This is a genomic window from Brevibacillus sp. AF8 (assembly GCF_021270385.1).
Lineage (GTDB): Bacteria > Bacillota > Bacilli > Brevibacillales > Brevibacillaceae > Brevibacillus.
Map to the genome: position 1 here is coordinate 94,842 of NZ_JAGQDN010000007.1, position 19,731 is coordinate 114,572.

A 19,731-nucleotide genomic window follows, 5' to 3' on the forward strand; every position below is an offset into this window, starting at 1 on the left:
GATAACTTCTTACTTAATGGCAACGCCAGCTGAATTGTCTACGATATATCGTTGTGCGAGGAAAAAGAGGAGTAACGGCGGAAGCGAAATCAGGAACGTTACCGCCATCAGCCCGGTAGCCTCTACTTCATACATCCCTTTAAATTGCGCCAGTCCCAGCGTCAGCGTGTACTGACTTTGGTCATTCAAGAAAATGAGTGGACCCAAATAGTCGTTCCATGTGCCCAAGATGTTGAATACACTCACCAAAATCAGAGCAGGCATCATCAACGGCATAATAATCCGGGCGTAAATCTGAAACGAACCAGCACCATCAATACGCGCCGCTTCATCCAGCTCACGCGGAATGGTCAAAATAAACTGTCGCATGAGGAAAATATAAAACGCTGACCCAAAGAACGAAGGTACAATCAACGGCTTGAGCGTGTTGATCCAGCCCAGATAGTTGAACTCCATGTACAGTGGGATCATCGTCACTTCCCACGGAATCATCATCGTAGCCAGAACGACCATGAACAGGAAGTCCCTTCCTTTAAACGTAAACCGGGCAAAGCCGTACGCGACCAGCGAAGACGAAATCAACTGGCCAATCGTGGTCAGGATCGTCACCGTCAACGAGTTTTCCAAATACAGATGAAACGGCTGCGACATCCACGCATTCCCGAAGTTCTCCCAATGCAGCACATCCGGAATCCATTTGGGTGGATACTGCAAAATCTCATCATCCGACTTGAGCGCAGTAGAGATCATCCAGTAAAACGGTGCGAGAAACAGGAAAGAGAAAAAGATCAAGCTCGAATAAGCGATCGTTTTGCGTATCAAGCTTCTTCCCCCCCCCTTCGGTTGTCGCCCTCGTAGTACACCCATTTGCCGGACGTTTTAAATACCAGGAAGGTCAATACCAGAATGATCACAAACATAAACCAGGAGTTCGCCGAAGCATACCCCATCTTGAAGTATTTGAAGGCGTTGTCATACGCGTACATGGCATAGAAATACGTAGACTGCAACGGTCCGCCTCCTGTGAGCAAGAGTGCTAGACTCAGCTGCTGGAACGCACTAATGATCGTCATAATCAGGTTGAACAAAATCGTTGGGCTGACCATCGGCAGTGTAATGCGGAAAAACTTTTGCACCGCCCCTGCCCCATCAATCGAAGCCGCTTCATACAAGCTCTCCGGGATACTTTTGAGCCCCGCCAGGAAAATCAATACCATGGAGCCCTGCCCCCACAGACTCGCAATCACCATGGCAACGAGCGCCCACGACGTATCGTTTAGCCAATCTGGACCTGTAATTCCAACCAGACTGAGCAAATAGTTGAAAATGCCGTATTCCCCGTCGTATACCCACGCCCAAATCATCGCCAGCGCCACACCGGAAATCACGCTCGGCAAGTAAAACACTGTGCGGAAAAAGCCGCTGCCTTTTACCTTCTGATTCAGCATCATGGCCAAAAACAACGCGATGAACAAATTCAACGGGACAAACAACAGCGCAAATTTAATCGTGACCCAGAGCGATTGCCAAAACAATGGATCATCCGTAAACATATTGACGTAGTTGTCCACGCCGACAAACGTAACCTCACCAACGACAGGCCAATCAAAAAAGCTCATGACGAGTGAAAACAGCATCGGTCCCAGTGTAAAAGCGAGAAAGCCGAGAATCCAAGGCAAGATAAAAAGATAGGGCGTAAGAAACGCCCTTCCCCCCAGTTTTTTCGGTTGAACGGTCATGGCAGGCTGTTTATGTGTCACAACACTCTCTGTATTCAATTTCCTGACCCCTTCCCGTTATTTCAAGAATTTCTGGGAGTCTTTGACTGCCTTGTTCAGTAATTCCTCGGCATTTTGTCCCATCATGATCGCATTGACCGCTGCGGAAAGGTTCCGGTTGATTTCGTTCCAATGCGGATTCAACAGGAAGGCAGGCGTGTCAGTCGATTGCTCCAATGTCTTGTAGAACGGCGCGTAGAGCGGGTCCTGATCGAGCTTCTTCTCTTGTACGACACTAATACGGACAGGCAAATCAGATGTACGCATCTTGATCGCATCGCTGGAAACGAAGAACTTCAAAAACTCCCAAGCAAGCTCTTTGTTTTTGGAATCCTTGGCGATCGATACAGAGGAGGTTGCAATGACACCCTTACCAGGCTTGCCAGGGAATTGCGGCATCACGACCGTACCAAAGTCGACATTCGCCTTCTTGTACGACTCGAGCGACCATACGCCGTTGTCATACATCGCGAGCTTGCCCGCTTTGAACAAGTCATTCCCGCTCTGCTGGTTTTTGCCACCAACGAGCAAAGCGCTCTTGTCTTTCGTCAAATCACTGAAAATTTGCAGGGCTTCTGCCGTTTCCTTGCTGTTCATGTAGCCTTCGATTGTTTTTCCATCAGGACTGATGAAGCTGCTGCCGTTACTCCACACGAACTGCTGCAAATCGTACGTATCCGGCTCTGAACGAACCGCGAAGCCGTACTGCTTCTTGTCGCGAACGGTTAGCTGTTTGGCTGCCGATTTGAAATCCTCCCACGTCCAGTCGTCTGTTGGAAGTGGTACATTTGCTTCGTTAAACAGCTTTTTGTTGTAGAAGATGACCCGCGTCGAGAACCCCGCTGGGAGACCAAACAATTTTCCATCGAAGCGATTATAGTTTAGGAGGCCTTGGTAAAAGTCGTCGATTGCCACGGATGGGTCCTTCTTTACGTACTCATCCAATGGCTCGAGTGAGGCGTGGTACGTGGGGAAATCCCACATGTACATGACATCCGGCGGGTTTTTCGCTCCGAATGCCGCTACCAGCTTCTGATCAAAACCATCTGCATATGCCTCTACTTGTACCTTCACACCCGGATTTTTCTGTTCGAATTGTTTCGCGATATCTTGTTGGATCTTCAGCATTTGGTCCGTGTCCCATGTCGCGAAACGCAATGTAACCGTTTCCTTTTTATCAGACGACGCTGGCGTTGTCGTACCTGTGTTGCTAGACGTGCCGTCTGATCCTGCTGGCTGGGCTTGTGAACAACCAGCTACGACGGCCAATAGAAGTGCCATGCCAGCTGCCATCCATTTTGACGCAACCTTTTTCATCTGTGATCCCCCCTAGATTTACCCCTCATTTTTCTTTATTTTAATGAAGGGAAAAAAACGGTGAAACCGCCAACTGTTCGCAATAGTGTGTGAATTTGTTTCCTTTTTTTCGCTTCGTTCAGGTTTGCGCGGTGGAGTGGACGATTGTTCGACTGGACTCCTCCTTTTGTTTGAAACGGTAGTGGCTCGGGGTCATCCCTGTATATTTTTTGAACCACTTGCTGAAGTATTTCGCGTCAGGAAGACCGACTCGCTCTGCTACCTCCTGAATGGACAGAGCTGTTTCATCCAGCATCGCTCGGGCCATTTTTACCCGGCGTTTGTCGAGGAACTCCCCAAAGCTCTCGCCCACTCCCTTTTTAAACATCACACTAAAATGACTGCGGCTCAGTCCCACCTGTGAAGCTACCTCACTGACCGTCAATGGGGTATCGAGACGATCGAGTGCGTAATGAACAGCCCGCTTGATCGGTTCCTGCCACGGGTCTTGAATGACGCCGTACTTGCGCGCCCGCTCCTTGCGCTGGTAGAGCATCCGTACTGTCTGCATCCACGGTTCGAGTCCAGCAAACGGGCTTGTTGTCTCCCAGCTCGTCACTTTTCCTGCCAGCTTCCACTCCACGAGCAAGGATTCTACCTGCCTGCCAGTACCTGCGGGGGTCAGCAAAAACCGGATATCGCCACATGCAATCCATTCCCATTCGCCTTCCAGCTCACTTGCTACCCATGCGCGCTCCTGCTCCTCCCGGTTCGCACTGCCCATCCCTTCCAAGAGCCATACACGCATGGAATCGTTCATCCACGACCAGTGTGATTGCAGGAGGGAGGCCAAGCTTTGCTCGAAATCCCGGCTCAAGCCAGTCAACCACGCACCGAATTCCCGCTTCCATTCATCAGGGCGTTCACGAATCTGCTCGGGTCGCGCACTCTCGCCTGCCAGCTCATTCCGCAGCTTTTCCAACAACGTACCCCATTCCTCATCCTGGAATTCGGTCTTCAACAAATATCCCGACACCCCGAGAGAGATTCCCTGCTGGGCAAAAGAAAAATCGCGGTGACAACTGAGCAGAAGCACCTTTGTTTGTGGTGCGTGCTCCTTCACCCGCCTGCACAGCTCCAATCCATCCATTTCCGGCATAACGATGTCCGTAATCACCAGCTCGGGCTGTATTTGCAGGAATGCCTCCCAGCCTTTCCGACCATTCGGTGCATCCGCTACCACTTCCATCCCATAGCGACTCCATGGCACCATTGCCTTCAGTCCTCTTCGCACCAGCACTTCGTCATCCACAATCATTACCTTGATGCTCATCAGGAAGTTCCTCCCTTTTCGGCCATGTGATTTGAATTGTGGTTCCTTCTCCTCTGACAGATGAAATCTTCATGCCGTGCTCCATACGGAAATGAAGCTTGAACTTCTGATCGACGTTGTACACGCCGAGTCCCCGTTTGCTAGAACGCTCCAGATCAGGATCGAGAAGTTTGGCCAATCGCTCCGGTACAATTCCTGCGCCGTCATCTTGCAACAGCAGCGTCACAAGCCCTTCTTTTTCACTGACACTGATCCGAATCGTTCCCTGCCCGTCTTCGAATGCGTGGAAAAAGATATTTTCCAAAAGCGGCTGAAGAGTCATTCGCGGGATCAAATAGCGACGGCAAGCCTCTACTCCAGTCTGTTCAAATTGAAAAACAGGCCCGTACCGCAGCTCTTGGATTTGCAGAAAATGCTCGACGGTTTGCAGTTCCTTTTCCAATGGGACGAGCTCCTGCGTGATGTCGAGATTGCCCTCCAGCACCTTGATGAGATGATAGAGCATATTGCCGATTTCATTGGCACCAGATAATCTTGCTTTCCACTGGATGGAATTGAGTGTATTGAACAACAGATGCGGATTGATTTGGTAGTGAACAGCTCGCAGCTCTGCTTCCTTTTTCAACTGCTCGGTGCGACTCACCTCGGCGATTAGCGTCTGAATCCGCCTCACCATTTGGTTAAAGCTCACCCCTAACCGCCCCAGCTCGTCTTCCGTGTCGACCTCTGCGCGCGTCTGCAGCTCGCCCGTTCCTACCAGCCGCATCGTTTCTTGAAGCCGTTTGATTTTGCCTGTAATTCTTCTGGAAAATAAAAACGCCAAAAGGAGTGCCAGCACTGCCGAAAGTATCAGCGCCGCGATAAAGAAGGATTGAATCACCTCCGCAGAGCGATTCATTTGCTCGTAAGGCAAACGCACTTGAATCATCCAGTTGTTGGACTCCAGCGGTTTGTTCCAGACGATATCGCTCTCTTGCTGGACGAACGTACCCGCAGTCTGGTAAATCAGCTCGCCACTTTTGGCTGTAATCGTCACATGCGCACTCATGTCCTTTTCCAGCTGGGAAAACAATTGAAACAGCTTGCCCGCTTTCATCTCGATCAAAATCCGGCTGTCCTTCAACACGCCATAACCGCTGAGAACGGGAACGACCAGACCAAGCACCTTCTCCTGATTGCGCAGTTCCGCCTCATCCTGAAACCCGACATAATGCCGTGGTGTGTAAAAGCCGATCCATCGCTCCTCATCCAGCTTGGCGGGCAGTGCCTTCCACCACGATTCCCGCATCAGATCCTGTCCATTGATGACATTTTCCCCGAAAAAATAGCCCGAGGGCGTCACGATAAAAATGCCTTTTGTATCAAGGTTGCGGTGCGCCCCCAGGTATCGCTCGAAGTTTTTTTGTTCCAGGAAGCCCGTGTAGGTCTTCGGCTGTTCCTCCCGCATGACGACCAATGTCGGGTCTGACACGTACGTATTGATGTCATAGGCCATGTATCTCATTTGACTCAGGTAGTTATCGATCTGGATTTGCAGCTGTGTCGCAATATACTCGCCTGACTTGCTAAATTGCTCGCGAACGACCATCGACGATTTCCAATACGCCATACTCCCCAGAGTAATCAGCGGAATAATAGCTGCAATCAGCATAAAAGCGAGCAACTTGGCATGAATGCTTCTGCGCGGGAAGAGCGACCATGACTTCATGTGACAAACCACCACCGTATTCCGATTAGTTGCACTATTCAATCTTTAACTAGATTGTACAACGTTTCGGCGATGCCTTCGAGAATAACATCGTTAGTCACACAAATTCCGCTTATACAGCTGAACCGGAGAAATCGTATCCTTCGAAAAAGGCGTCAACCTCATCTGGAACTGGAACTCCTCTGGACGCAGGGCATGCTGCTCGGATTGCTTGGGTCCGCAGCTATTGCTACCCAGCCCGTTTTGTCGATAATCGAGATGCAGTGTGACATACTCCCGTTTTACGAGATCTGTCGTGTGCTTTGCTTGCTCCAGATCATCCGTATCATAGCGAAGTGCGCTAAATTCCAAGGTCGGTTGACCCATCGCGAAAAGTCCAATGCCTCGCTGATCCGTGATCGACATCCATTTGACGTCCGTGCGATTGCCATTTTCCTGCGGGAACACGTACGGCGTGTACAGCTCATCCACACTCGCGTGATACACCCCGATGCGATTGGCTTCCTTGCTGTCGATATACGCCTCTCCCGGGCCGCGACCATACCACGAGACGCGCTCCATATCTTTGGCAACCAATAGCTTCAAACCGATTCGCGGCAGCATCGCTGGCGGGGTACCTTTGGGTGTGCCTTGAACATCTACCTGCACTTCGCCATTTCCGAACACGGTATACGTGTAGCGACATGCAAAACCCCAGTCGTATACTGGTGGAGCAATGCGCACATCGCAGGTAATGACCACACGATCTTCTCGATCCTGCTGGATGCTTACATGCTCCACCCGGTTTTGCAAACGATCGAGGTATACCTTGCGCCACTCTTCCACTACGTACATGTCATTGTCAATCGGAGCACGCCAAAACGTGAGACGAGGTCCTGCCACCAACAGCTCCTTACCCGCAAACACCCAGCTCGTCGGCACACCGCTCACTTTGTCAAAAACGAACTGAAAATCTGCTCCGGTAAGGGTCACGTCTGTTTTCGTTTCTTTTCCATCCACTCTGCCTAACACAGATTGGTACGGAGCGACCGTAACCTGTTGCGCAGCAGTCATTGGCAAGGCAAATTGCGCCCAAGCCAGCTCATGTCCAGCCTGTACCCAGCTCTCATCTTGATCCAGCACAAAGGAGAGCGTCAGCCAGTAGTCGGTTCGAGCCGGCACCTGTGCAGGCAAGGTATACGGAACAGCTACAATCGTGCGACTTCCTGCTTCTGTATGCGGCAGCGACAGCGTTCCGCTCTGCATCACTTGTTCGTCTGCTGTCACACTCCAGACCATTTTCACGTGCGCAAGCGTGCGGAAATCATAACGATTCGTAATGGTGACGAGCCCGCTTTCCAAATCAGTCGCTTCTACGACGATCGGCTCTATCACTTTTTTGTATTCGAGCAGCCCTGGGGATGGGGTGCGATCTGGACGAATCAGTCCATCGATGACGAAGTTGCCATTCGTCGGGTAGTCCCCGAAGTCGCCTCCGTAGGCATAATACTCTCGCCCATCCGGCGTATATTGGCGCAAGCCGTGATCAATCCATTCCCACACAAAGCCGCCCTGCAAGCGTTGATATTTGTCAAACAAATTGGCGTAGTCGCGCAAGCCACCGGGTCCATTTCCCATGGCATGAGCATATTCGCACATGATATGCGGCTTTTGCAGATGTTCATTTTCACCATGCTGAATCATTTTTTCAACCGAGGAGTACATGGTGGAAAATACGTCGCACACTTCTGCTTCGCGATCCTCCTCGTAGTGGATGAGACGAGTCGGGTCCGCTTGTCGGCACCAAGCGGCCATTGCCCGGAAGTTGCAGCCGAAGCCGGATTCGTTGCCAAGCGACCACATGATGATCGACGGATGGTTTTTGTCGCGCTCCACCATGCGCTCCATACGCTCCACGTACGTCTGCTCCCACTCTGGATCATCGCTCAGTTGACTAATGTTGCCCGTCAACTGGAAGCCATGTGTCTCCAAATCGGTTTCGTCCATGACATACAATCCGTATTGGTCGCACAAATCGTAAAAACGCGGATCGTTCGGATAATGGGCGGTACGAACAGCGTTGATGTTGTGACGCTTCATCATGAGCACATCTTCGCGCATCGTTTCATACGGGACTGCTCGCCCAAGATCGGGATGATGATCATGGCGGTTCACACCGTTTAGGCGAATCGCTACACCGTTTACGAAGAAGTTGTTTCCTTTTACTTCGATCCGTCGGAAGCCCACGCGGATCGGGATGACTTCTGTCTTTTCGCCCGACTCCTGCTCAATCGCAAGCAGCAGGTGATACAGGTTCGGCTCCTCCGCCGACCATTTTTTCGGCTCCTGCACCGGAAGCTCCAAGGTCACGACCTTTTCCTGTCCGGCTGCCAGTTCGCCTGCTTCGGTGTCGGTTAGCGAAGCGATAGGCGTGTAGGATTGATCCAGCAGCTTTGCGGTCACGCTCACCCCGTCATAGGCAGCAGCGGAACTGTTTTCTACATGGACACGTACGCGAAGCACACCATGGCGAAATTCATCATCCAGATCAGCCACGACTGCCAGATCACGTACATGCAACTTCGGTCTGGCAATCAGGGAAACATCCCGAAAAATCCCGCTCAAGTACCACATATCCTGATCCTCAACATACGTGCCGTCCGACCATTGGTACACTTGAACAGCCAAGCGGTTCCTGCCTTCCTGCAACAGCTCCGTCACATCAAACTCAGATGGCAAGCGGCTTCCTTGGCTATAGCCGACTTCCTTCCCGTTCAGCCACACATGAAAAGCGCTGTCGACCCCTTCAAACCGCAGGATCACCTGCTGATTTTGCCACGCAGACGCTACCGTAAACTCTCGCAAATAGCAGCCTGTCGGGTTATCTGACGGGACATGCGGCGGATCGACTGGAAACGGATAGTACAAGTCCGTGTAATGCGGTTTTCCGTACCCTTGGAGCTGCCAATGCCCCGGTACCTGAATCCGGGCCCACTCGGTCGCATCATAATCGGTAGCAAAAAAGTTTTCCGGCACACGCAGTGGTGATTCTGCGTATGCAAACTGCCAATGCCCATTCAACAACTGAAACCACGGTGTCGCTCCTCTTTCATACGTCAGTGCTCCCGACTCTTCCGGGTAAGACAAAAAGTAAGCCCGCGCCGCCAAGCGATTTCGCTCTAGCAGCTGATGATTTGCCCAGTCATACCGTTGCTGCATCGATGTACACTCCTCTTTTTACATTTTCACGGTTCCTTGTTCCCTGTTCATGCCTTGCAGGGCCAAGGCGCCAGCACCGAGCATGCCTGCATCCGCACCGAGCTCGGCCAAAACGATTTTTGTCTGTTGATGAACGACTTCCATGGCGTACCGTTGTACACTTGCTTGTACGGGGGCCAGCAATAGCTCTCCAGCCCGGCAGACGCCACCGCCGATCACTACGAGTTGCGGGTTGCACACGTTCACCAACACAGACAAGGCCCAGCCAGTTACTTCACACGCTTCGTTCCATGCGCAGGTCGCCACCGCATCACCTTGTTCCACTGCCGTAGCCACCTGCTCAGCCGTAATCCGCTCGATCTGTCCATCGCATAGAGTAAACAGAGGAGAGGCTTTTGCTTGCTGCGGATTTGCATCGAGCTCCTGGTCCAAGCGCTCACGAGCCAATCTGGCAATACCTGTGGCAGATGCGACCGTCTCCACACAACCGAGCTTGCCGCAATTGCATGGAGCGGTAAGCCCTGGATAACGCACATGACCAATCTCTCCCGCGAATCCGTGACTGCCCCGAACGAGCTTGCCTTCGTTTACAATCCCTGCCCCCACCCCTGTACCAAGCGGCACAAAAATGAGGTGGCTTACCTTCCTGCCCGCACCGAATATGGCTTCTCCGAGCGCAGCCGTCCGTAAATCGTTTTCAAAAAAAAGCGGCAGCTCCACCAGCTTCGCGAGTGGTGTCCGCAAGTCTGCCTGATGCAATTGAAAGTTGGGCGAGTGAACCGATATCCCATTTTCCGCATCAAAAGGACCAGGAAATCCGATCCCTACTGCCTCTATTGGAACGGGTGATTGAACCCGCAGCTCTTTAATCAAGGCAGCCATTCGCTCAATCAAGATGGGCAAGTTGTTATGGACTTTTGTCTCCTTGGCAGCCCGGAGGAGAATTTGCCCATTCTCGTCTATGACCGCCCCTTTCATTGTCGTACCACCGACATCGAGGCCAATTACATGACGCATGCTACTCCTCCCTTCTGAACCAGCTATTCTACTCGACTCGCTCCACATGCATCGGCTGACTCCTCAACTGCTGCACATCATCGAGCTCGATCATGCCCGCTCCAAACGACCGTGTATTCGCCGCGCCGCATGCCATCCCCAACCAAATCGAATCTGGCCAAGCCAAGCCCCGCAGCTTTCCGACAAGGACACCCGCAAGCATGGAATCACCGCAGCCCACTGTATTTTTCACTTCGGCATCCGCCAACGGGATCGCGGAAATACGCCACGTCTCCTGGCCATCACCAAACCACGCGCCCTCCTCCCCTAACGAGAGAAGGACTCGCTGCGCACCGCGCTCACGCAGCTCGCGTATCGCTCTGCAACGTGCCTCGTCGCTATCCAGCGAAAATCCAAGAATCGCTTCCGCTTCCGGTCGATTGGGCTTGATGAGCGAGGGCGTTGCCTTTATTCCTTCTAACAGTGCCTGACCGCTCGTATCCAGCACGCATGCGGTTCCTGTTCCTTTCCCGGCGACACCCCGGACGAGTGCAGCGTATGTTTCTGTTGGAACGCCACCTGGCAAGCTTCCGGAAAAAACCATGTACTGTGCCTGATCCGCCAGCTCGATCAAACGCGTTTGCAAGCGACTGATCTCTTCTTCACTGGGCGAGAGACCCTGCTCTAGCACTTCTGTCACCGTTTTTTCCTGTTCGTCGAGAAAAGCGAGACACAGTCGGGATTCTCCGCGCGTTTCGATAAACGAGGACGTGATCCCCTCACGTTCGCAGCCTTCCGCGATGAACCTCCCGTTATGACCGGCGACAAAACCGCTTGCGACTACATCCTGCCCCAATGCTTTCGCTACACGCGCTACATTTATCCCTTTTCCGCCGGGCAAGCTCAGTACATCCCCCGTGCGGTGCAGCTCTCCAGAACGAAAATGCGAGAGTCGATACGTCTTATCGATGGCCGCGTTCAGCGTTACCGTTACCAGCATGCTATCTCACCTGCACAGTAACGAGCGGCTGCCCCATTTTTTGTTTGAACAAATTGATCACTTCTACCGGGGTTGGATCGACGCCGCGAATCAGAGCAGCGTACAGCGACACGAAGTCAGCCAAGTACACGATAGAAAACAAACGAACCATTCGGGACACACCGTGGGAATGAACCACCCTTACCCCACCAGCGCGCTCACGCAAAATGTCAGCGCTGATCTCTACACGTTGGATCGTCTTCTCGCTGTCCTCCAGATCGCGAATGAGTGTAAAATGAACACCCTTCAGCAGAGCAGACGGCGAATCCCAACCCACAGCCTCGTCGTGGTGCAGGCTCGGTATGGCGTTCCAAAATGCCATCAGCTTGCTGTTTTCCCCAAGCTGGTTTTTCCAACGCCATGCAGGGGCATCGAAAAACGGAAGCGTTCCATACACGACAGGTATCAGCCCATCCATCTCGATAGCGATTTGTTTGGCTTCATTTTTCGCGATCGGAGAATCCGTTCCGTAGATGTGCTTCCACTCCTCGAACAGGGCAATCGTCTCCTCGACCTCCGCACGCTTGTCGGAAATCAGCCCGAGCTTCGTCAGGATGGCGAGAATCGGCAAGAAAATATAGCCGAGTACGATCCGCGGCATCATTCCGCCCGGCACGAGCAAACACGCATGATTGTGTTCACGGGTCATCTCCAATACTTTTCCGCCCGCCGTAATGACAGCGATTTGTGCTCCTTTGGCGATAGCTGCTTCGTAGCCGCTGACGACTTCTTCTGTATTGCCGGAATGGCTAACGACGATGACGAGCGTCTTCGCATCCACAAAAGCCGGGATGGTATACCCTTGATTTAACTGAAGCGGCACTTGCAGCTCGTCAAACAAATACGACTTGATCAAATTGACGCTCGCAGCCGAACCGCCCCCAGTGCCAAGCACCACAATATTTTCAATTTTAACAGAAATATTAGACACATCTAAACTATCAGATAATTTTAAACCTGTTTTAAACTGTTCATCGTAGCTTTCCGTATCTTGCAGGGCAGAAATCGTGTCCAGTTCGCGCAACGCTTTCGCATCATCGAGGTTTATACGCATGTAAAATCGTCCCTTCCTGTCTTTTTGGATTAACGTACATTCGCTTTTCCGATACAACCGCACATCTCCATTTTGGCGAGTGCGACTTCTTTAACCGCCTGCTTGGCCTGCTTCATATAGGTGCGCGGGTCGTTTTCCTGCGGGTTGTTGTCAAAAACGCCCTTGATCGCTTGCGAAAACGCGATACGCAGCTCTGTCGCTACGTTCATCTTTGCCATGCCGAGCTGAACCGCCCGCTTCACCTGCTCCTCGGGAATTCCCGAGCCGCCGTGCAACACAAGTGGCACAGAAACACGACGGGCAATCTCCTCGATGCGAGCAAAATCAATGCGCGGCTCCCCCTTGTAAATCCCGTGAGCCGTACCAATCGCCGGTGCCAACGTATCCACGCCAGTCAACTCGATAAACCTCTCGCACTCAATCGGGTCAGCCAGTGCAGCATCTGCATCATCGACGACAAGATCGTCCTCCACGCCCCCAACCTTGCCGAGCTCTGCCTCCACATTGACACCGCGCTCCCGAGCCAGCTCCACTACACGCCGCGTCATCTCCGCATTTTCTGCAAAAGGATGCATCGACGCGTCGATCATGACTGATGTATAACCCGCTTCGATACATCGCATGATCAGTTCCTGTTCATGACAGTGATCCAAATGCAGGGCAATCGGCACCCGGGCCTCTTCTGAGGCTACCCGGGCGATTGCTGCTACATACTCCGATCCAAGATGCCGGACCGTTCCGACTGTGGTCTGTAAAATGAGCGGTGCGTTTGCTTCGCAAGCCGCCTCCACTACTGCTTGGAGCATTTCCATCGTGTGTACGTTGAAGGCGCCTACACAATATCCTTGCTCCCTTGCTGTGCGCAGCATCTGTGTCGATGATACCAACGCCATATCGATCCCTCCGTTTCTCTCTGATCTGGTAGTTTACCTAGTTACGCCCTGCAAGCTCGCCAGCTCCAGGTTGATGCCCAGCTCCGCATACTTACTGACAAGATGCTGTGCCGCCGCATCCGTAATAATCCGATCGACATCGGACACCCCAGCGAACTTCGCCAAATGCGTCTCTCCGAACTTGCTATGGTCAGCGAGCACATAGACTTTTCTGGCGCGTTCCATCATGACTTGGTTAATTTGCGCTTCGGCCAGATTGAGCGTCGTCAGTCCATTTTCCGGATGAACCCCATCTGCCCCGATAAAGCATTTGAAAACAGAAAGTCCTCGCAAATTGTCCGATGCGACAGAACCAACGAGCGCAAATGACTTGTGGCGCATCTCTCCCCCGATCAAGATGACGTGATGCTTGCCTTGACTGTTCAGCTCCATCGCGATATTGACCGCATTCGTCACGACCGTCAGATCATTCAAGCCGCGCAGCAGCTTGGCGAGCTCCATCATCGTGGTCCCTGCCCCGAGAATAACCGTGTCCCCCGGCTGTATGTGCGACAGCGCTTGATGAGCAATCGCTTGCTTCTCTTCGCTTCTCTCTTCCAGCTTCTCTGTGAAACTGCGCTCCAATGGCAAGAAATTCGTAATCGTCGCGCCCCCGTGAATGCGCGTCAGCAGACCATCATTTTCGAGTTTGATCAAATCTTTTCGGATCGTTACTTCAGACACATCCAGCGCCAGACTTAATTGGCTGACGGTTACGCTCTGTTCTGCCTTCAATTGTTCGAGGATCTTGCTATGCCGTTCGGCTGCCAGCATATTGCTTCACTTCCTTACGATCATAAATTGTATGGTTTCGTTTTGTTTCTTTTTATCTTTCGTTTAATTTCACTTCGATCTTAGCATTGTAGAAAAACGAATGTCAAACAAGTTATGAAATTTTCCGAAAATAAAACCAGCCTGCTCTGGTTCTCGACCAAAACAGACTGGCTGTTTACCTCTTTACCCGATATCCCGACTTTCCAGCATGAAATCAATAAACTTCTTATGCGCCCGTGAAAGCCATTTGTTTTTATGGTAGGCAATTTGCGCATAGAACAACAGCTCTTCCTCGCACGCTATCATTTTCACTTTTTGCTCATTCAACAAGGCTTCGACGCTAATATACGGCATCAAGCTCACGCCTAGCCCGTTCGCCACGCTCTGCTTGATCGCTTCCATACTGGAGAACTCCAGGTGATGCTTCGGCTTGATCTCCCTTTTTTCCAAGAAGCGTAGGAAAAACCGCCGCAGAGCACAATGCTCTCCACTGAAAATCATACATTCCTCGCCAGCATCCTCTATTTTTTCAAACGAATGATCCCGCCCACCGATAAAAACCAGTCTCTCGGTAGAGAACGGCTCCACGACCAGATTCGGATCATCGAGCTTTGGCTCCAGCGTGATCACGATATCCAATAGACCATCATGCAGCTTTTCCCGCAGGCGAATGCAGTCGTCCATTACAAATGAAATATTCACGCCCGAATAGCACGCTCTGTACCTGGACAAAATGTCACCCAGCCGATAGATCGTGATCGTCTCCGAGGCCCCGATGCGTAACTCGCCTTGCAGTGATTGCTCATTTGCCGATATATCCTTGATCTTCGCATACGAAACCAGCAGCTCCTCGACGTACGTATACAGCTCACGGCCATAAGCAGTTAACTGAATTTTCTTCCCCAGTCGATCAAACAGCGGGACACCCATTCCTTCTTCCAGCTGCTGAATATGGGATGTAATCGTCGCCTGTGAATATTGCAGTGCCTGTGCGGCCTTCGTAAAGCTGTTGAAATCGACGACTGCCTTAAAGGTTTGAAATTGGCGAATCTCCATCCCCGCTCCCCCCTGCCCGATGTTTATTATTAGAAATCCTGAAGATCATCTTCAGAACTTTCATTTTTACTAATAATTAATGATAGCATATGATTCTTGATAAGTACCGGTACGGCTTGATCGATTCGAACAGAGGAGCTGATTTTCGATGAAAAAAGTGTGCTTGTTATTACCGAATGGCTTTGAGGCAGTAGAGGCTAGCGTATTTACAGATGTAATCGGCTGGAACAAGGAAGAGGGCGACGGGACAACGGAGCTGGTGACGGTGGGAACGCGCAAGGAGTTGAAATGCACGTGGAATTTTACTGTGATTCCCGAGATGGTGATCGACGATGCGGATGTAAATGACTTCGATGCACTGGCACTGCCTGGCGGTTTTGAGCATGCAGGCTTTTATGAAGATGCTTATCGCGAGGACGTTCTTGCTTTCATACGTGAATTTGAAAAGCAAGGCAAAATGATTGCCTCCATCTGCGTGGGTGCTCTGCCCCTCGGGAAAAGCGGGATTTTGCAAGGACGAAACGCAACGACCTACAACCTGAATAACCAACTGAGACAAAAGCAGCTGGCAGCGATGGGTGCCACTGTTATCCCTGACCAATCCATCGTCATCGACAACAATATCATCACCTCGTACAACCCTTCGACCGCTTTTGATGTGGCATTCACCTTGCTAGAGTCACTGACATCCCGCGAAAACACCGACCATGTGAAGCGCTTGATGGGGTTTCTTGTATAATAAAACCGGCATTTTTCCCAATGCTCTTGGGTAAATGCCGGTTTCTTTCTGCTATTTAACGAACAAGCTCGCCAGCGCTCACTGTGTCTAAATGAATGAGAATATCAAATGCTTGCCCAAGCGAAGTTGTTATAGAGTTTGGTTTGCTTGGATCAGCAGAACCGAATCCAATCAAAAACGGCCGTTCTTCCTCTAACCATTTTTGGGTGAGACCTGTAGCATTCCGTAAATCAACAAAGTATTGATCCTTTGAGACTTGATCCAGAGTATGATTGAATGTTTTTGGATCATTCGATTCAATGGTAGCTGGAACAATTTTATTTTCAATGTTAAACGCGTTATAATCGCCTTTCCCGAATGAAGTTCCAATCGTTACATATTCCTTTCCATAATGCTCCAGTAAATACTGACCGGCGAGCTTCGGGTATACCTCTTGCAACATATTGTTCTTTGCGATGTGCCCATTGTGACCCCATACGATTGTTTTTCCTAGCTGTTCATGAGCCCACTTCGCATTCTCAAACATCGCGATATCATGCTTCAAAAATAAATCAGATGGATTCTCCGAGAAGTTGAAATACATGCCAGTAAATTGCTCAATGACCTTGGCGTGTTGCTTAATCCTTGCGAACTCCTTGGATTGGCCGTTCAGACTGCTTTTGTTTTGTTCCAATATTTCCGTGATTTCTTTCGCTTGCTCCTGATGTTTTTTCTGAATGGCCTGTGGCAAAGCTGAATAGGTTTCCAGGTCCTTCGTAACTTCGGCAAGTTCCTTCATTTTATTATTCACACGGGGCAGCAGGTCAGGCTTATATTTTTTTATATACTGTCTGATCTCATCGTATACATTTTCGCTGACATTTTGTACATCCATTCCGACCACCCGCAGTTTCGTTTCGTTCTCGGGATCGGCATTGTACTCACGCATCCATTCCAGCATGTCTACGATTTCTTTTGTTTGAAATATAGGCATTAGGAATTTACTCGGATTCCCTTCTCCTGTGAGAACGTAATGATCAAGTTTCAATGCGTTGCCCCAGTTTTCTTCTAATACAAGGGTGGTAAAGCCCATTTCCATGACGAGAAATTCAACAAACCGGTGTTTCATCGTATAAATTTCACGACTTCCATGATTTGCCTCACCTAAACCTACGATTGAAGCAGAACCGATCATTTGGCGCAGCGGTTCAATATCTTTAAGATCAGTCCCAGGCTCAGCGCTATTCAATTGAAAAGAGTTCAGCTCTAACCATTCTTTTGGACTTAGATTTTCTGCCTTCTTCCCTTGTTGTTGTTCGCTGTCCGTCTCGGTTAATGGAGCTGTATTCGTGCATCCTGTTATGAGTAAACCAAAAATCGATACCGCGACGATGCTACTTCTGTAAAAGGCCGTCAAGTTCATTTCTCTTTCCTCCAAACAACTTTGTATGCTCAAAGTATGGCCCGGGCACTGCCTGTACAACAAGTAACGTTTTGTCATAAGGTTCAGACGCCCCGTTACCAACGGTTTCTCCCTACCCCATATGACAATTTGTCATCAAAAAAAGCACCGATCTTGAAGATCGGTACTTTTGAAATAGCATTTCCAATGTCATATGCTGCAATCGGGGATAAGAATAAGCCATCCATCACACCCTACTGGCAAAAGGAGTGGTGAATCATGGAGAAAAAGCGAGGTTCTGCCGAGCACGAGCCCACAGTAGCGCCAAGCATGTACGGTCATGATCCTTTGGAAGAAAAGGCGACGGAAAAAGAAGTGGAAAAAGGGGATTACACAAAGGTAACGCGGCTGTTCCTCGACCGAACGCCGGAAGAGTAAAGACGGGATTTCTCCCGTCTTTTTGTCATCTATAGGATACTCTCGGTTCGCGCCAGTTCAATTGCTTCTTCCCGGTTGCTGACACCGAGCTTCGAGTAAAGAGTGGAACAGTAATTCCGTACCGTTCCCTCCGATAAATATAGCTTGGTGGCAATTGATTTGTAGCGAAGCCCATCCGTTAAAAGCTGTAAAATCTCCCTTTCCCGTTTCGTCAATCCATACGGATCATTCGGGCTGTACTTCTCTAATTGCTCACGTTGGCGCTTCATCTCTTCGAAAACGCGTGTGGCGATTGACTGATCAAGCCACGTTCCCCCGCTATAGATGAGCTTCATCGCTTCCATCATCTCTTTTGGACGAGTAGACTTCAGCATATATCCTTCCGCCCCATGCTCCAATGCTGTTGCTGCCTGTACCGAATCCTCAAACGTTGTCATGACCACAACCTTCATGTTCGGCCAGCGTTCTTTCATTTGAAGGAAGGTCTCCAGTCCGTTCATCCCTTGCATATGCACGTCCATTAACACGATATCCGGCTGGTGTCGCTCACACTGTTCCAATGCTTCTCGCCCATCACTAGCTGTACCCACAACGATAAAGTTGTCCTGCTGGCTTAAAATTTGCTGTAAGCTGTCGGCAATCATCACCTGATCATCAACAATAAGCAGGCGGATACTTCCCTGTCCAGCTTCTGCCTGTATGGGAACATTACAAATGACAACGGTCCCTTGCCCGGATTGTGAATGAACGGACAGCGTACCTTGCTGTTGCTCAAGCCGTTCTTTTATTCCCTTTAGTTCTAAGCCGAATTCGATGGACTCTAGTCCGTTTCCATTATCTTCAATTTGTAAACGGAGTTGCTGACTTTCGAAATACAGATCAACAGCTATCACACTTGCTTGGCCGTGACGAACCGCATTTGTAAGCAATTCTTGCAGGCAACGATATAAAGAAATGCTCATTTTTTGCATAACGAGCGTCTCACTGCCGATCACACGGAAGTTGACCGTTACACCTGTTGACTTCATAAATTCTTCCGTCAGTTCCAGGAGTGACTCACTTAACGACTGGTTGAACCGAGCATGAGCATGAGAGAGCTGATGCAAATGCTTTCTGATATCATCCAGGCTGCCCTGTGCTATGGAGACAAGTTTATCAACTCGTTCGACCTGTGAATCAGGAACCGAGGATCGGAGCGACTCAACGCCAACAATCAGAGAGGTTAGCGAATGGCCAATCGTGTCATGTAACTCATGTGACAACCGATTACGTTCCTCGATCAGTGTCAGCTCCTCGATTTGCTTAATATGCTGCTCCAATAATTGCTTCTGTTCTTGAATGATACGGCCTTGCTTATGAGACTCAATTAATATGCTAAATGCCATCCCCATCGCAAAACCAAAGCTGCAACTAAACATGAACTCGTACGGGAGACGATTGGTAATCAACCCGTTTAAAACCGGAAAAATAATCCCGCTAGAGATTCCCGTCCACATATACGTTCTGCGACTACTGGCCACACCAATAATGATTACTAGTAAAACGAAAGGCCAAGTCCATCCAGGTGCTACAAAGGCCACAAATAGATAAAAAAAGCCTGTCATTACGACTTCGACTGCTAGATACCAATCTTTTTTTCTATATTGAACGATCAATGGAATGGCATAAACCAAAAAAGCAATTAGGATGATGACTCCGAACGGAACGGCTATCATTGCCGGATACATAATATCTGCGATGACGAAGATACCTAGCCAAATCGTTCGCAAGGCAAAAATCACCCAATTGTACCAGAACCATTTTTTTATCATAGATAACATTTGTCATGTACTCCTGCTCGTTTGAATGGTAAGGAATTTCCCGAATGTTTCTGACTCATCATGCCTCACCAATTCCCGATTCGTCAAGCAAAATGCGCCGTGTCATATAGCCTTTATGACATTCTATCATGCCGTAAATATGATCGGTTAGCACGATGTCATACATAGATCGAACGGTATTGTCACTAT

16 protein-coding genes are annotated in these 19,731 nt (G+C 50.1%); 2 read left to right on the forward strand and 14 right to left on the reverse strand.

The genetic code is table 11. The annotated features are described in order from the left end of the window. Window positions 1-9: 9 nt before the first annotated feature. From KB186_RS12060 to KB186_RS12115, 12 genes are all read right to left on the reverse strand, one after another. Entirely contained in the window at window positions 10-822 is an 813-nt protein-coding gene (locus tag KB186_RS12060) for a carbohydrate ABC transporter permease (protein WP_370646674.1), read from the reverse strand. After that, complete coding sequence (locus KB186_RS12065; RefSeq protein ID WP_232773744.1) at window positions 819-1,739, reverse strand: carbohydrate ABC transporter permease; 921 nt, start codon at window positions 1,737-1,739, stop codon at window positions 819-821. The genes KB186_RS12060 and KB186_RS12065 overlap by 4 nt, the downstream gene beginning before the upstream one ends. Before the next feature lie 57 nt (window positions 1,740-1,796). Next, on the reverse strand, window positions 1,797-3,095 hold the full coding sequence (locus KB186_RS12070; protein ID WP_232773689.1) for an ABC transporter substrate-binding protein: 1,299 nt from the start codon (window positions 3,093-3,095) through the stop codon (window positions 1,797-1,799). A 118-nt stretch (window positions 3,096-3,213) separates the two neighbouring features. Continuing rightward, the gene (locus KB186_RS12075; RefSeq protein WP_232773690.1) at window positions 3,214-4,407 is read right to left on the reverse strand and encodes a response regulator transcription factor; all 1,194 of its coding nucleotides are present in this window, start codon (window positions 4,405-4,407) and stop codon (window positions 3,214-3,216) included. After that, window positions 4,379-6,115, reverse strand: coding sequence for a cache domain-containing sensor histidine kinase (locus tag KB186_RS12080; RefSeq protein WP_232773691.1), 1,737 nt, complete (start codon window positions 6,113-6,115; stop codon window positions 4,379-4,381). The genes KB186_RS12075 and KB186_RS12080 overlap by 29 nt, the downstream gene beginning before the upstream one ends. 93 nt (window positions 6,116-6,208) lie before the next feature. Next, window positions 6,209-9,313, reverse strand: a complete 3,105-nt coding sequence (gene ebgA / locus KB186_RS12085; RefSeq protein WP_232773692.1) for a beta-galactosidase subunit alpha — start codon at window positions 9,311-9,313, stop codon at window positions 6,209-6,211. An 18-nt stretch (window positions 9,314-9,331) separates the two neighbouring features. Then, a complete protein-coding gene (locus KB186_RS12090) occupies window positions 9,332-10,330 on the reverse strand; it encodes an ROK family protein (RefSeq protein ID WP_173611712.1) in 999 nt (332 codons plus the stop codon). 28 nt (window positions 10,331-10,358) lie between these two features. Further along, on the reverse strand, window positions 10,359-11,309 hold the full coding sequence (locus tag KB186_RS12095; protein ID WP_232773693.1) for a 1-phosphofructokinase family hexose kinase: 951 nt from the start codon (window positions 11,307-11,309) through the stop codon (window positions 10,359-10,361). Window position 11,310: 1 nt separating this feature from the next. Further along, window positions 11,311-12,402 (reverse strand): bifunctional phosphoglucose/phosphomannose isomerase, encoded by a 1,092-nt coding sequence (locus KB186_RS12100; protein WP_232773694.1) that lies wholly within the window; start codon window positions 12,400-12,402, stop codon window positions 11,311-11,313. Window positions 12,403-12,431: 29 nt separating this feature from the next. Beyond that, window positions 12,432-13,295, reverse strand: a complete 864-nt coding sequence (gene fba, locus KB186_RS12105) for a class II fructose-1,6-bisphosphate aldolase (RefSeq protein WP_232773695.1) — start codon at window positions 13,293-13,295, stop codon at window positions 12,432-12,434. Between the two features lie 33 nt (window positions 13,296-13,328). After that, entirely contained in the window at window positions 13,329-14,108 is a 780-nt protein-coding gene (locus KB186_RS12110; RefSeq protein ID WP_232773696.1) for a DeoR/GlpR family DNA-binding transcription regulator, read from the reverse strand. 183 nt (window positions 14,109-14,291) lie between these two features. Further along, the gene (locus KB186_RS12115; RefSeq protein ID WP_173611707.1) at window positions 14,292-15,164 is read right to left on the reverse strand and encodes a LysR family transcriptional regulator; all 873 of its coding nucleotides are present in this window, start codon (window positions 15,162-15,164) and stop codon (window positions 14,292-14,294) included. Window positions 15,165-15,312: 148 nt separating this feature from the next. Between KB186_RS12115 and KB186_RS12120 the strand changes: the two genes are divergently transcribed. Beyond that, window positions 15,313-15,903 (forward strand): DJ-1/PfpI family protein, encoded by a 591-nt coding sequence (locus tag KB186_RS12120; RefSeq protein ID WP_221868686.1) that lies wholly within the window; start codon window positions 15,313-15,315, stop codon window positions 15,901-15,903. Between the two features lie 55 nt (window positions 15,904-15,958). Here the strand turns inward: KB186_RS12120 and KB186_RS12125 are convergent, their stop codons facing one another. After that, window positions 15,959-17,305 (reverse strand): erythromycin esterase family protein, encoded by a 1,347-nt coding sequence (locus KB186_RS12125; RefSeq protein ID WP_232773697.1) that lies wholly within the window; start codon window positions 17,303-17,305, stop codon window positions 15,959-15,961. A gap of 258 nt (window positions 17,306-17,563) precedes the next feature. On the opposite strand from KB186_RS12125, the gene KB186_RS12130 reads away from it, so the two are divergent. Further along, window positions 17,564-17,722, forward strand: coding sequence for a hypothetical protein (locus KB186_RS12130; protein WP_172801873.1), 159 nt, complete (start codon window positions 17,564-17,566; stop codon window positions 17,720-17,722). A gap of 29 nt (window positions 17,723-17,751) precedes the next feature. Here the strand turns inward: KB186_RS12130 and KB186_RS12135 are convergent, their stop codons facing one another. Continuing rightward, window positions 17,752-19,542, reverse strand: coding sequence for a helix-turn-helix transcriptional regulator (locus tag KB186_RS12135; protein WP_232773698.1), 1,791 nt, complete (start codon window positions 19,540-19,542; stop codon window positions 17,752-17,754). Window positions 19,543-19,731 lie beyond the last annotated feature (189 nt).